The sequence below is a fragment of the Ekhidna lutea genome, from assembly GCF_900188325.1.
Lineage (GTDB): Bacteria > Bacteroidota > Bacteroidia > Cytophagales > Cyclobacteriaceae > Ekhidna > Ekhidna lutea.
In genome coordinates this window covers 195,734-209,630 of the sequence record NZ_FZPD01000001.1, presented here as the reverse complement: position 1 = coordinate 209,630, position 13,897 = coordinate 195,734, and the positions used below count along the sequence as shown (strand labels likewise).

15 protein-coding genes and 1 tRNA gene are annotated in these 13,897 nt (G+C 41.5%); 5 read left to right on the top strand and 11 right to left on the bottom strand.

The genetic code is table 11. From position 1 onward, the window contains the following. Position 1: 1 nt before the first annotated feature. Both CHB71_RS00880 and gcvP read right to left on the bottom strand, forming a co-directional pair. Positions 2-757, bottom strand: a complete 756-nt coding sequence (locus tag CHB71_RS00880) for a hypothetical protein (protein WP_089354991.1) — start codon at positions 755-757, stop codon at positions 2-4. Next, positions 754-3,633, bottom strand: a complete 2,880-nt coding sequence (gene gcvP, locus CHB71_RS00875) for an aminomethyl-transferring glycine dehydrogenase (RefSeq protein WP_089354990.1) — start codon at positions 3,631-3,633, stop codon at positions 754-756. The genes CHB71_RS00880 and gcvP overlap by 4 nt, the downstream gene beginning before the upstream one ends. A gap of 147 nt (positions 3,634-3,780) precedes the next feature. On the opposite strand from gcvP, the gene CHB71_RS00870 reads away from it, so the two are divergent. The 3 genes from CHB71_RS00870 (at position 3,781) to CHB71_RS00860 (ending at position 7,012) form a co-directional block, all read left to right on the top strand. Beyond that, positions 3,781-5,202 (top strand): M28 family peptidase, encoded by a 1,422-nt coding sequence (locus CHB71_RS00870; RefSeq protein ID WP_089354989.1) that lies wholly within the window; start codon positions 3,781-3,783, stop codon positions 5,200-5,202. 334 nt (positions 5,203-5,536) lie between these two features. After that, positions 5,537-6,871, top strand: a complete 1,335-nt coding sequence (locus CHB71_RS00865) for a dihydroorotase (protein ID WP_089354988.1) — start codon at positions 5,537-5,539, stop codon at positions 6,869-6,871. Between the two features lie 65 nt (positions 6,872-6,936). Next, positions 6,937-7,012: transfer RNA gene (locus CHB71_RS00860), tRNA-His, on the top strand. A gap of 115 nt (positions 7,013-7,127) precedes the next feature. Here CHB71_RS00860 and CHB71_RS00855 read toward each other — a convergent pair. The 5 genes from CHB71_RS00855 to CHB71_RS00835 form a co-directional block, all read right to left on the bottom strand. Next, positions 7,128-7,325 (bottom strand): hypothetical protein, encoded by a 198-nt coding sequence (locus CHB71_RS00855; protein WP_144017285.1) that lies wholly within the window; start codon positions 7,323-7,325, stop codon positions 7,128-7,130. Positions 7,326-7,546: 221 nt separating this feature from the next. Then, positions 7,547-8,068 carry a hypothetical protein gene (locus tag CHB71_RS00850; RefSeq protein WP_089354986.1) on the bottom strand — a complete coding sequence of 174 codons (522 nt, stop codon included), beginning with the start codon at positions 8,066-8,068 and terminating at the stop codon, positions 7,547-7,549. 253 nt (positions 8,069-8,321) lie between these two features. Beyond that, positions 8,322-8,627 carry a type II toxin-antitoxin system RelE/ParE family toxin gene (locus tag CHB71_RS00845; RefSeq protein WP_089354985.1) on the bottom strand — a complete coding sequence of 102 codons (306 nt, stop codon included), beginning with the start codon at positions 8,625-8,627 and terminating at the stop codon, positions 8,322-8,324. After that, positions 8,615-8,803, bottom strand: coding sequence for a hypothetical protein (locus CHB71_RS00840; RefSeq protein WP_089354984.1), 189 nt, complete (start codon positions 8,801-8,803; stop codon positions 8,615-8,617). The genes CHB71_RS00845 and CHB71_RS00840 overlap by 13 nt, the downstream gene beginning before the upstream one ends. Before the next feature lie 272 nt (positions 8,804-9,075). Continuing rightward, positions 9,076-9,627 carry a hypothetical protein gene (locus CHB71_RS00835; protein WP_144017284.1) on the bottom strand — a complete coding sequence of 184 codons (552 nt, stop codon included), beginning with the start codon at positions 9,625-9,627 and terminating at the stop codon, positions 9,076-9,078. Positions 9,628-9,838: 211 nt separating this feature from the next. On the opposite strand from CHB71_RS00835, the gene CHB71_RS18910 reads away from it, so the two are divergent. Next, entirely contained in the window at positions 9,839-10,159 is a 321-nt protein-coding gene (locus tag CHB71_RS18910; RefSeq protein ID WP_221406657.1) for a DUF4442 domain-containing protein, read from the top strand. Between the two features lie 194 nt (positions 10,160-10,353). Here the strand turns inward: CHB71_RS18910 and CHB71_RS00825 are convergent, their stop codons facing one another. Then, on the bottom strand, positions 10,354-11,523 hold the full coding sequence (locus tag CHB71_RS00825; protein ID WP_089354982.1) for a hypothetical protein: 1,170 nt from the start codon (positions 11,521-11,523) through the stop codon (positions 10,354-10,356). Positions 11,524-11,575: 52 nt separating this feature from the next. Here CHB71_RS00825 and CHB71_RS00820 point away from each other — a divergent pair, with 52 nt between their 5' ends. Continuing rightward, complete coding sequence (locus tag CHB71_RS00820; protein WP_179213271.1) at positions 11,576-12,253, top strand: SDR family NAD(P)-dependent oxidoreductase; 678 nt, start codon at positions 11,576-11,578, stop codon at positions 12,251-12,253. On the opposite strand, the gene CHB71_RS00815 is transcribed toward CHB71_RS00820, so the two are convergent. The 3 genes from CHB71_RS00815 to CHB71_RS00805 are packed head-to-tail and all read right to left on the bottom strand — an operon-like array spanning position 12,254 to position 13,895. Further along, positions 12,254-12,712 (bottom strand): hypothetical protein, encoded by a 459-nt coding sequence (locus CHB71_RS00815; protein WP_089354980.1) that lies wholly within the window; start codon positions 12,710-12,712, stop codon positions 12,254-12,256. A gap of 50 nt (positions 12,713-12,762) precedes the next feature. Further along, positions 12,763-13,482, bottom strand: coding sequence for a DJ-1/PfpI family protein (locus tag CHB71_RS00810; protein ID WP_089354979.1), 720 nt, complete (start codon positions 13,480-13,482; stop codon positions 12,763-12,765). Then, a complete protein-coding gene (locus CHB71_RS00805) occupies positions 13,479-13,895 on the bottom strand; it encodes a nuclear transport factor 2 family protein (RefSeq protein ID WP_221406656.1) in 417 nt (138 codons plus the stop codon). The genes CHB71_RS00810 and CHB71_RS00805 overlap by 4 nt, the downstream gene beginning before the upstream one ends. Positions 13,896-13,897 lie beyond the last annotated feature (2 nt).

Here is a 13,897-nt window from a genome sequence, read left to right as displayed (position 1 = left end):
ATCAACGCAACTCTTCCGTTGAAATGGTGAAGCCGAATGCAAGCTCAATTAACCACAGATGTGCGCTGTTGATTTGTGCAACGGCACCAGGATGGTCATAAACCGGGTTGAGCGAATAGCTAAAATTTAAACTCATCACATAGTCAAGGTCGAAGGCTGGAGCAATATAATTAGCCCCCACGTTTAAAAAATAGACATTATTTGCAGCTGTCAGAAGGTCGTCTTCTCTTTCCCACTTCTCTTGTACCCGAGAAGGGTTATCCACCTCAAAATAATTAACACGCAGAGCGCTAGCTACATTGATATGCGGTGTTACCCCGCCATAAACAGAAAAATCACCCAATATTTTTCCATAGTTAACCGGGACCGCTATATAATCAAGGCGTGGACGAAACTTAAACCGTGCATCTGTAGAGACCAATCCGTAATACTGCTGGTATTGGATATCCGGAGTTTTAAAAAAATACCCATCACCCCCATTCGTATACTTAATTCCGGTTTTTACGAACGATGTTTTATCTAGGAGGATATCCATTTCCAGCCCGATCATTCCTCCTGGTCTTACAGAATTCGTAGCAGGAGAAGAAGCGTTTACTCCTTCATCAATCAAAAATTGACGATACTCGATAAAGCCATATTCCTGCATCAGGTCTCTATCAAAAGTAGAAATTGTCATTCCGACTTGCCCATAAAACCGAATCTGCGAAAAACCACTGATCGAAAGCCCTAAGAAAGCTAATAAAATCAGCTTTTTCATGCCTCTACTTCTTCCTCCTGCTCCTCATAAACATCAAGGGGAAGACAACTACACACGAGGTTTCTATCTCCATATGCACTATCAACCCGACTCACTGCAGGCCAGAATTTATTCTCTCTTACATACTCAGCCGGGAATCCGGCTTTTTCGCGAGAGTAAGGGTACTTCCACTCCTCAGCTACTAATACTTTATACGAGTGAGGCGCATTTTTCAAAGGGTTGTCTTTTGCGTCTGCAATCCCATCAATGACCTCCTGGATCTCTTGACGGATCGCGATCATGGCATCACAAAATCGATCAAGCTCTTCCTGAACTTCACTTTCGGTCGGCTCGATCATCATAGTGCCGGGAACGGGGAAAGAAACTGTAGGGGCATGGAAGCCATAATCAATAAGTCGTTTGGCCAGGTCTTCTACCTCTATTCCGGATTTTTTAAACTGACGGCAGTCAATAATCAACTCATGTGCATTCCTTCCTTTGTCATTTGCATAGAGCACTGGGTAATGTTCTTTCAGGCGAGCTGCGATGTAATTTGCATTGAGAATAGCCATTTTGGTTGCGTTCGTTAGTCCACCTGCTCCCATCATTGCAATATATCCATGTGAAATTGGAAGAATGCTGGCACTTCCATATGCCGCTGCTGACACAGCAGGGTTGCTGTTATGCTCAGTGGTATGTCCCGGTAGATAAGGAGTCAGATGCTCTGCAACTCCAATTGGCCCCATGCCTGGCCCACCTCCCCCGTGAGGGATACAAAATGTTTTGTGAAGATTCAGGTGGCATACATCCGCACCAATAATCCCGGGAGATGTTAGGCCCACCTGAGCATTCATGTTGGCACCATCCATATACACCTGTCCACCATTTTCGTGAATGATATTACAGATTTCAATGATTGCCTCTTCAAACACACCATGTGTGGATGGGTATGTAACCAAAAGCGCAGCAAGCACATCTTTGTTGGCTTCAGCCTTTTCTCTGAGATCGTCTACATCAATGTTTCCATTTTCATCACACTTGACTATCACCACTCGCATGCCCGCCATTACTGCACTTGCCGGGTTGGTTCCATGTGCTGATGATGGGATAAGGGCCACATTTCGGTTAGGCTGTCCTGTACCCTCCAGGTAAGATTTAATAACCATTAATCCAGCGTACTCACCTTGAGCTCCGGAGTTTGGCTGAAATGACACAGAGTGAAAGCCGGTAATTTCCACAAGCCAATCGTGCAATTCGTTGATTAAGATGCCGTACCCTTCAGCCTGCTCTTTTGGAGCAAACGGGTGAATGTTTGCAAACTCAGGCCAGGTTACCGGAATCATTTCAGTGGTTGCGTTCAATTTCATGGTACATGATCCCAGAGAGATCATGGAATGAACAAGCGAAAGATCCTTATTCTCCAAACGCTTCATATATCTCAGAAGCTCATGCTCTGAATGATACTGATTGAAAATTGGATGTTCAAGGTACGGGGTAGATCGCATTAAAGAAGAGGGATATTCCACTTCAAAATCTTCGACGATCGGAGCTTCAAAGGCATTGCCAAGTCGGGCAAAAAGTTTGACCACCTCGTTGGCATCATTTACTGTATGAGACTCATCAAACGAGATGCCTACTCCATCATCAAAGTATCGAAAGTTGATTTCACTTTTATGACTTAATTTTCTTAGATGTACTATTTGGTCTGAATCCAGCTGAATTCTGAGCGTATCAAAGAAATACGTGTTCTGATTTTCAAATCCGTACTGTGCAATGGTATTTGCAGTTTCTTTAGCCAAACCATGGGTACGTGCACCAATTTGCTTCAATCCTTTTGCTCCATGATATACCGCGTACATTCCGGCCATTACCGCTAAAAGAACCTGTGAAGTACAGATGTTTGAGGTTGCGCGCTCCCTTTTGATGTGCTGTTCTCGGGTTTGTAGAGCCATGCGGTATGCATCATTTCCATGTGCATCTTTTGATGCCCCTATAATCCTGCCTGGTATCGACCGCTTGTAGGCTTCTTTTGTAGCGAAGAATGCTGCGTGAGGTCCGCCATAGCCCATCGGCACTCCAAATCGTTGTGAAGTTCCAACCACCACATCAGTACCCCATTCACCAGGAGCAGTCAGCAAAGTGAGGGCAAGCAAGTCAGACGCACATGCGGTGAAAACCTGATTTTCCTGAGCAGCCGAGACAATCGCTGACCAATCTCTAACAGAGCCAGAGTTGTTCGGGTATTGGAAGAATACACCGAATATCTCAGGAGAGGATAGATCTGCATCTGCCAGATCAACCACTTCCAACTCAATTCCGAACGGCAGAGCCCTTGTCTTTAATACATCCAATGTTTGAGGAAAAACCTCCTCATCAACAAGGAACTTATTTGATGATTTTTTATCTCCTTTTCTAAGTCCGTAAAGCATAGACATAGCCTCCGCAGCAGCAGTTCCTTCATCAAGCAAGGAAGCATTTGCAATTTCCATTCCCGTCAGGTCAATGACCATGGTCTGGAAATTTATTAAAGCTTCCAATCTTCCCTGTGCTATTTCAGCCTGATACGGTGTGTATGCAGTATACCAGCCGGGATTTTCCATGATATTTCGCTGAATCACCGTTGGCACAACGCAGTTGTAGTATCCCTGACCAATAAATGACCTAAAGACTTTATTCTTATCCGCTACCTTCTGCATTCGGTTGAGGTATTCAAACTCATTGAGCGACGGAGGAAGGTTCAGTGCCTTTTTCTTTAAAATGGGAGCGGGGATGGCCTCATTAATTAGGTCATCAATGTTCTTAAGACCAATGGTGTCAAGCATAGATGAGACTTCACTTTCAGAAGGCCCATTGTGTCTTCTTTCAAACTCAACTCGATCGTTCAGGTTTATTTTCATCAGAGGGTTTCTTTAGAGGCCGCAAATTTACGTCAGTAGCATCACTACAAAAAGTCTTTTATCAGCAAACCACTTATGTAATTATTTGGTTTACCCGTTCTAAAATCCTTTACTTTTAGGCCCTGATTTTTAATACGTTATATCAAAATGAAAAAATTAACTTACGCAATAGGCTTAGTGGTGGCCTTCGGACTAATGGCCCAGGACAAAACAGCCATTAAGTACGCTAAAACAATCACTGATAGCGACCTAAAAGAACACCTTTCAGTTTTAGCTTCCGATGAGTACGAAGGAAGAGAAACTGGTGAGAAAGGACAAAAAATGGCTGCAGAGTATATCGCGAATCATTTCAAATCTTTAGGGCTTGAAGCTCCTGTCGATGGTTCATACTTTCAAAGCTTTAACCTGACTCAATCTGCGATAGGATCGGTTTACTTCAGAAAAGAGGAAGACAAGAAAATTGGTTTCGAAGATTTCATTTACTACTCAAAGGCTGAAACAATGGGTGAGGAGTACATCAATGTTGTAATGGGTGATGATGAAGGTACGCAGGATATTGATGGTTCTTATGTGGCTTACACTACGGATAAGCTTGGTGGATTGCAAGAAAGAGCTGAAAAGGCCAAAGAAGATGGCGCGCTTGGGTTCATAGTTTTTCTGACAAACGAAGACGAATTCAGCTCAGTGCTAACTCGCTTTGGACCATATCTTAAACAGGCGGGCTTAACTCTGGGAGACCGGGACAATGAAGCAGACAAGATGATAATTGGGGGCAAAGAATTGGCCGCCTGGATGTTTGGAAAATCTTTTGAAGAAATAAAAGCCGGTGATAAGTCTGAACTAATCTTTAATGCGGATTACCTGGACAAGCCAGTTGGAACAGAAAACGTATTAGGCTTCCTAAAAGGCAGTGAGAAACCGGATGAAGTTTTAGTAGTCACTTCTCACTATGATCATGTGGGAATTATTAATGGAGAAATTCACAATGGAGCAGATGATGACGGATCAGGAACAGTGACCGTGTTAGAAATTGCAGAGGCTTTTGCTTCGGCCGCCGATAAAAAGAAAGGACCAAAAAGAAGTGTGCTTTTCATGACAGTGACCGGGGAAGAAAAAGGACTTCTTGGTTCGCAATACTATACAGATACGGATCCAATATTCCCACTCGAAAATACGGTCGCTAACCTGAATATTGATATGGTTGGTCGTGTGGATGATGCTCACTCGGACAATTCAGACTACATCTACCTGATTGGCTCAGACAAGCTTTCAACGGAGCTTCATGAGCTATCTGAAAACATGAATAAAACGTATACTAAGCTGGAGTTGGATTATACGTATAACGATGAGAATGACCCCAACAGGTTCTACTATCGATCAGATCACTACAATTTCGCAAAAAACAATGTGCCAATCATTTTCTATTTTAATGGGACACATGCTGATTATCATAAGCCAACAGACACGATTGAAAAGATCGATTTTGCTACCATGGAAAAAAGAGCAAAGCTTATTTTCCATACCGCATGGGAAATCGCAAATAGGGAGGAAAGAATAAAAGTGGATTAGTGATTGCCGGAAAGTTGGGAAGGAAATTGATCATTGTGGGGCATTCGCCCCACAAGATCTTTTCAACCAGCTATGGAAAGAAAGACTAAAAAATCCATCTTTCTAATACAAGTATAATTATTTAATATGGTTTCCTTAAAAAAATTGACTCAAAAAAATTGTTAAAGCGGCTTATAAACATCTTTTTTTGTGGTAAATCATAATGTAAGAGCTCTTTTAGGCTCTTTTTTTATTTCCTTTAATTCAGGGTTTAATGGCTAATTTAGATTTATTCTTTGCTTGATATAAGCCATAGTTTCCAGGATAATCATATTTAAAATAAAAAAAATTATATATGCTTTTAATTAAAGAGGTCAGTATTGTGAATGAGGGTCAGATAAAAACAGGTGACATCCTTATAAAGGATGACCGAATTGAAAAGATTGGTACTGCCCTAAGTGTGGATGGGAAACATAAAGTGATTGACGGAAAAGGGCTTCATCTTTTCCCCGGAGTGATTGATGATCAGGTGCACTTTAGAGAGCCGGGTCTGACGCATAAAGGAAACATATTCACAGAATCAAGAGCCGCCGTTGCAGGAGGGGTCACATCTTTTATGGAAATGCCCAATGTAAATCCACAAACAATTACCCAGGAATTGTTGGAGGCGAAATATCAAATTGGTGCTAAGAATTCGCTTGCCAATTATTCATTCTACATGGGTAGCACGAATACTAACCTCGATGAAGTGCTGAAAACAGATCCAGCTTCAGTATGTGGCATCAAAATATTTATGGGTTCATCTACCGGGAACATGTTGGTGGATGATCAGGAAACGCTTGAGAATATTTTTAGAAATGCCCCCATTCTCATTGCTACTCATTGTGAAGATGAAGCTACCATTCGGGCCAATACAGAAAAGTTTGTTGCAGAATACGGAGATAATATCCCATTCAAATATCACCCGGTCATTCGAAATGAGGAGGCCTGCTATTTGTCCTCCTCAAAGGCGGTTGAGTTGGCGAAGAAGAATGACGCACGATTGCACATCTTACACATTTCCACCGGGAAAGAAACCAACCTCTTCACGAATGAAATTCCATTAGGTCAAAAGAGAATTACTTCAGAAGCATGCATCCATCACTTGTGGTTTAGCGATGCAGATTATGATGAAAAGGGAGCTTTTATTAAGTGGAATCCAGCAGTTAAGTCAGCTGAGGATAGAGATCAGATATGGAAGGCTCTATTGGATGACCGCATCGATGTGATTGCAACAGATCATGCGCCTCACACACTGGAAGAGAAGCAAAACCCATATATGAAAGCACCATCCGGTGGTCCGCTAATCCAACACACGCTGGTAGCCATGCTGGACTTTTATCATCAGGGTAAAATTTCATTGGAGCGCATTGCTGAAAAAATGTGCCATGCGGTAGCGGAGTGTTTCGATGTAAAAGAGCGTGGTTACATCCGTGAAGGCTACAAGGCAGATTTAGTTTTGGTAGACCTGGATAAGCCATGGACTGTTGACAAAGGAAACATTCGGGCAAAGTGCGGGTGGTCACCGTTTGATGGGCATACATTTAAGTCGTCCATTGAGAAAACCTTTGTATCCGGTCACCTCGCTTACACAGATGGAGAGCTAGACGAAAGTAAACTTGGCCAGCGATTAAAATTTGATCGGAAATAATCGTTTGTAGATTTCATAAGGGGTATTACCTTTGCACTCCTTTTCAGAGAAATCTGAAAATATATGGTGATTGTAGTTCAGTTGGTTAGAACGCCTGATTGTGGTTCAGGAGGTCGCCGGTTCGAATCCGGTCTTTCACCCCTAAGAATGGAAAGCAGTTGCAGAAATGTGACTGCTTTTTTGTTTATAGACCTCCTGAATTGATCCATTGTGGTATATTCTCATTTATATTTTCTAAGAATTTCTGAGTGTACAGTTAGGTTTTGGGGGCTCTCAGATTCTTCATAAGCACCATTACTTCATTTCTTTGACTCTCAGTTAGGCTGTTCCAGAGAGTTCCTGCTTTTGCGTTTTTGCTTTCAGATAGAAGATCGTGGAGAGATTCCAGAAGTTTTGTGTTCTGAATGTCATCAATTAGTTGATGAAGGTTTGATTTAAGTTCAACGGTACTCATAATTAAGATACGAAGAATTCTGTCGAAGATTAGTTCCCCCATACTCTCTAACGCTGAGGTAAAATGCTGTGACCTCAGAGCTTAATTAATTGCGATGAAATTTGCGAATCTGCCAGTGCATTCAAAGCCTGCCTTTGCCGGCAGGCAGATAGCGGGATATTTTGCAGAAACTTGGCAGATGACTAAGTAAGGCCATGCGACCATATCGTATGTATGCTTATCTATATATTTAGCTTATTGCGAACTGTTTGAATTTGGTCTGTTAGTCCGTTTGTTTGTCTGTCGGCAAGCTCAAGTAGGTCGACAAGTCCAACTATATGGAAGTGGATTTTAAGAGTGTCAATAGGTCCGTGGAACTTTATATATCCAGAAACAGGATTAAAGGCAATGGACTTTATTTCGTTCCATTTCACAGTTTTAGCCACTTTCCAAAAACTGAGGACAGTTAAAGTGTCATCCTCGATTTTTATTCTATGGTTTTGGTAGATCATCGCGATTATTAGGCCTAAACCACCAAAAAAGCCCAGTATAAAAAGAACACTGATCCACACATCTTTCTCATTTGATACTACCACAGTGACTGAGCTGATTACAGCGATTAAAACACAACCAATGCCAAAATACCAATAAAATTTACTCAATCTTAATTCACTTGCTGAATCAAGATCAATTGTTTTTGATGAGTTGTATTTTAATAAACCTAAAACGAGAGAAACTGCTATTGCGATAAAAAAGTAGCTCATAGGAGAGGTTAAGCATAACGCTCAGCTAGCGGGCGGATGTCCCGAACTAAGCAATTTCTGATAAAACTAGCGAACCTGAACCACACGCACAACGCTATCTACAAAGTACTGCGTTAACCCGGACATCCGCTAGAATTGCCCACAGTTCTTCCACGCACAGTAAGTCACAGAAGGGAAGGGGAGCGGTGTGTTCCTGCGATACTTGCTAGTAGCAGCCTGACATCTGCATCGCTAGCGTTTGTTACCTTCTGTTCTAGACTCCTTTAAGCTTGTTAGGATTTCTTGATGTGTGGAAGACTCTCGAAATTGTTACATGATCTGACGCAACTCGATAAATTATCTTGTAGCTCCAAACAACTATGAAGCGATACTCTGATTTCTTATGTTCAAGAAGAGGTTCAACTCTTCCCATTTTGGGAGTTCCTTCTAAAAGTGCAGTTGAACTGAGAATTTTGTCAAGTACAGTTTCTGCATATGAATTCCCTTGCTCTTCTTTGATGTATTTGATATTACGTTCGAGTTGACCGAAAGCTCTTTTGGTCCAAATTACTTTAGCCATTCTTTAGATTGCTGTTCAACTTCAGATTGAGTTAATATCTGACCACTTTGTTCTTGTTGTTCAGATAGTTCTATGTCAGCCAGCAAGGAGAGCTGTTCATACACGTCCTCCAAAGTTGACTCAGGTGTTAACCTACCGGCAATTTGAATTAAATGTTCTTTGAGCTTTGTTTCCATGGTAACTAAATTAACGAATGTCATTCTGTTTCCGTTCTGTTAAGAATGAATTTTGATCTGGCTTGCGATGGAAGGTAACAACCGGCTATAGCACACTTTATGCACTATATCCACTTATATGTGCAATAAAACTACACAATATCTCTCACACCTCTTTAGAAAGGCATGGCGGTTGTCCTATTGCAATGAGTGGCTGGATGACTTTCTTCATGCTTTGTGAGAATTTGCAGCTATGCGAGATTACACATTCGGTATAGCGGGGTTTATCTGTTCTAAGCTAATTTCCTCACCCACTTTTTTGACATCAATGAGACAATGGGAGTTCCTATTACTCCCGGAAGTATCCACAACAACCACTGATAGGAACTACCGGGCATAAAAATGTTAGGATTCTGAACAGCAAAAGCGGTGATAGCTGCAATGTATGATCCACCCATTGCACCAATGTGTTGTTTGATCCACCAGCCTTTCTCCACTTCCGGTTTACGTATAAAAAACCTTAAGTCCTGCGTCGCATTTAAGCTGGTAAAAACCCCAAACAGCACACAGAGAAATGCCAGAATGGTATTGGGAGTATTGAAGTATAGATGCCCTCCGTAAATGATAATCCCGATCCCAAAAAGAAGCGTTACAATACTTACTGCCCAATCATACCATTTTTCTGAACCTTCCTTTTTACGTCTGAGTATTCGAACGCCAACAAATGATGCATGGAAAGTAAGCACAGCAATGACCATAAGAAAAGCGCTGAATCTATAAAAGGAAATGATTGTCCATGCACTTAAACAAATCCACCACATGGCTCCAACATAGATTCTACCCATCAGAATATGATTCGCTGAACCTTTACGATTCAAAAACTGAATCAGGCCCAGCAGCAGAACTGTGCCACCGCAAAAAACATGAGAGAAGATCAGAAACGTGTGCATCGCTTTTTTAAGCAATTCAAAGCGAAAAACCTTCAACTCAAAAAATAGATTGACTGAACTGTCGATTTAGTAGGATGAATTGTTAGTTCACTCTTAAATTGGTGTCATGTATCAGTTTCTTTCTCGTATCTCTAATAAATACTTTAGCAGATACGCCCATATTTTGTTTAAATGGTTCTTCAATAAGTCTCCGATGTATCGCAGAACGACAGGAAGAATTACCTCAGTAACAAAAGACCTGAGCAGAATAGAAGTCAAAATTCCACTTTCGTACAAGAACAAAAATTACGTCGGGACCATTTTTGGCGGAAGTCTATTTTCGGCCACCGATCCCATTTACATGGTGCAATTGATTCAACTTTTAGGTAGAGAATATGTGGTTTGGGACAAATCCTCCATGGTTAAATTCAAGCGACCAGCCAATTAAAATGCCTATGTTGTTTTCGAGTTTACACAAGAAGAGATATCCAACCTGAAAGCTGATATATCCAAAAAGAAAGAAGTCGATCTCACGAAAATAGTTCAGATAAAAAGCAAAGAAGGTAAAGTCTTTTGCGAGATTGAAAAAACGATATATGTGGCGGATAAGGAGTTTTATAAGGAAAAGAAAAAAGCTAAATCTTAATTCTTAATCGGCATCCTTTTAAACTCCTTTGTTCTGTCAAACAGGTATCTATAGGTATGATGTGTCTTCACCACATCGCCTCCAACCTGCTCCACCACTTTGATCATCTTCGGGTTAAAATCCCCAATCCAGTTCATTTCTAACTGCTCGTAACGTGTATACGTTTCCTGTACCACATCCCTGATCGCCATGATAAGTGCTCCATCTACACCTTTGCCCTGATGTTCAGGCGAAATGCCAAACACCAACCCAATCATTTTTTTATTGGTCTTTCTGATTTTGTGATAAAGGAATTTCAATTTTCCAATGAGATCAAGCTTACCGTTCACATGCTTGAAAACCTGATTCAATTCCGGAATATTGATATAGAAACCAACCGGCTGATCTTTATGGTACCCAAACCACATGATTTTTTCATCCATGATCGGCTTCATTTTCTTGATAATGGCATTAGCCTGAAGTGAAGACATCTCCGCTACACCCGGATGACGTGCCCATGCATCATTGTAGACTGTTCTAAAATCTTCAGCGTATTTTTTTAGTTTCTTCTTCTCGATATGTCGGAAGGTGTAATCCGCATCTTTTTGAGCAACCGCTGCTTTCTCATAAAGACGGTCACTTAGCGGATCCATCACTTGTCTTCCAAACGTGAATTGCTTGAAGTAAACCTGAAAGCCATAGGCTTCAAATAGTTTTTGATAATAGGGAAAATGGTAATTGCATTGATAGTTTGGCGGTCGGTCAAACCCATCTACCAGCAACCCCCACCAGGTGTCACGATCTCCAAAATTGATTGGACCATCCATGGCCTCTATGCCTTTTGCTTCTAGCCATTTTTTGCCTGTATCAAACAGGAGGTTAGCAGCTTCCTGATCATCAATGCATTCGAAAAACCCGACACCACCGGTTGGCTGGTCATTGTCTTTGTTTACAGTTTTCTTATTTATGAAAGCAGCTATTCTACCAATCGTTTTTCGCTGTTCATTCCTCAATACCCACCGTGTGCATTCTCCGTTTCTGAAGAACTTATTCACTTTTGGATCAAAAACACCATTGATGTCCTTGTCTAGCGGGCGAATCCAGTTGGGCTCGTTCTTGTAAAGCCGGATGGGGAACTGTAGAAACTCCCTGGCGGTTTTCTTATCGGTAACTTCAATGATATGCATCGATGGTTTTTTTTGGCAAATAAAACATTGATAGCCTTTAAACCTGAAAGAAATGAAAAAAAGGATCATAGTAACGGGCGGAAATCGAGGAATTGGAAGAGAAGTCTGTAAACAACTGGTGGATTTGGGTCATGATGTCACGCTCACGGCAAGATCACCAGAGAAAGGCCATGAAGCTGCAAAGGAAGTAGGGGCGCATTTTATGCAACTAGATGTATCAAATAAAGAAAGCATCTACCAGTTTACGGCTAAATTCAATAAGGAAGTAGGGGCATTAGACGTTTTGATTAACAACGCAGCGATACTGAAGGATAATGGCATGGACGTGATAAATGCTGACCTGGATGTAGTTCAGCAAACCATTCAAACGAACGTTTATGGTCCCTGGAGGCTTATACAAGAACTATCGTCACTTTTACAAAAATCGGATAACGGACGAATCATCAATATATCAAGCGGAATGGGTGCCATCGAGGACTTGAGAGGGGATCATCCGGCATATCGTATTTCTAAAGCTGCGCTGAATGCACTTACAATAATGGCACATTCGCAGGTAGGATCAAGCGTTAAAGTCAACGCGATGTGTCCTGGTTGGGTCAGAACAGATATGGGTGGCTCTGGCGCACACCGCCCTGTTGAAAAAGGAGCAGAAACAGCAGTATGGCTAGCGACTGAAGAGGAGATCCCTGGAGGAAAGTTCTTCAGAGACAAAAAAGAGATTCAGTGGTAGCTAGCAATTTATGGTGTCGTTGCAAACGCCATTAATCAGATCTTCAGAGGCCTGCTCTCCTACCATCTTGATGCTTTCGTCTTCATTCAAAAATCCAATCAGGTATCCTTTTAAGTCTTCTGTCAGGCTTGGCAAAAACCCACTCACTTCAAAGCTATCTTCTCCAACATATAAAGTGAATGAGGTCACATTTTCCGGCTTTGGAATGGCCACCCAGGTGTAGAACTCCCTAACCACAATATCCTGATCCGAATGAACAATGACAGAGTCCATTCTATCAGATTGAGTTCGTGCTTGCTGGTTTCCGGTACTTTCAATTAGCGGGAATATGGCAATGTTATATTCGCTGGAGTTAAATGTCCCCTCGGGTGGTGCAATGCAAGATGCACTTATGCAGTCACTGTTTCCACAACCTATGATCAAAATCCAAAAAAACAGAACGATTATTACTTTTCTCATAGCTTCAAATTATTCAATGGTAAGACACGAGATTTAAGCGATGGGTTGAATTATTTATCTACTTTCACAAATGCATAATCATTGATATCCCAATCAATGACTAAGCCTCGCCCAACCCCCTTGGCGACCAGATCACCGTAAAGGTGATGGACAAGATAGAGAGCTACGTCATATGATTTAGCTCCGCCGGCAGAAGTAAGCAAGTTGTCGTGATGAACAAATGAAACGTTTTCATGAACGGTTAACGAAGGAAAGGTTTCCTTATATTTTCCAATGTCTGTTGGGAAAGTAGTGGATTCTTTACCTTCAACCAGGCCCGCTTTTGCAAGAACGAATGCACCATCACATAAAGACATCACATAATCAGCCTTATCGCCAATTTCATTCACCCAATTGATTAAAACCTCATTTTCAAGGTCCGTATCCATGTTGTGTTCCGCACTTGGGACTACTAGAATGTCAATGTTTGGAATGTCTTTGCTATCAAATGAATAATCCGGCAGCAACCTCAGCCCTTCAAAAGAGGTAATGGTATCCATTATTTCTGCAACAGTAAATACGTTGATGCCTCCATCAGTATGGAAAATAGTGTGCTGAAAAATGTCGAAAGGAGCCATTAGCTCTGAATTATATACCCCGTCAATCATAAGAAAAGCGGCATTAAATGACTGACCTTCTGCCACAGGCGCTATTTCAATGGGTGGTTTTTTTTCCTGCTTTTGGCAGGAGCCAAAAAAAATCAGGATGAAAGCGATGCTTGATAGTCTCATGAAAGTTTCAGTTTAATTTTATCCCAAAGGCTCATGTCCTGTAGATGAGCCATCATTTTCTCTCCCACTTTTTCAATAGCCTTACTTGGACGAATCATGACTTTGAATTCGGTGATTTTATGCTCTTCATTCCAGGTAATGATGTCAACTCCATCGATGTGAATTCCGTCAATTATGGCATTGAACTCCAACATAGCATCTCGCTCGCCAACTATTTCTTTGACGTAATGGAATTGGGCGTCTTTAAACATTTTAGCTGCCGAGAGCAGGTAAATCATCACCTTTTTACGTCCCTTTTGGGGCTTAAATAGAATGGGAGAAAAGAAAACGGCATCTTTATCAAGAATTGTCTTGAGCAACTTCGCGTCATGATGTTTTACGACCTCATGCCAGCTGCTCAGCAGTTCATTCATGA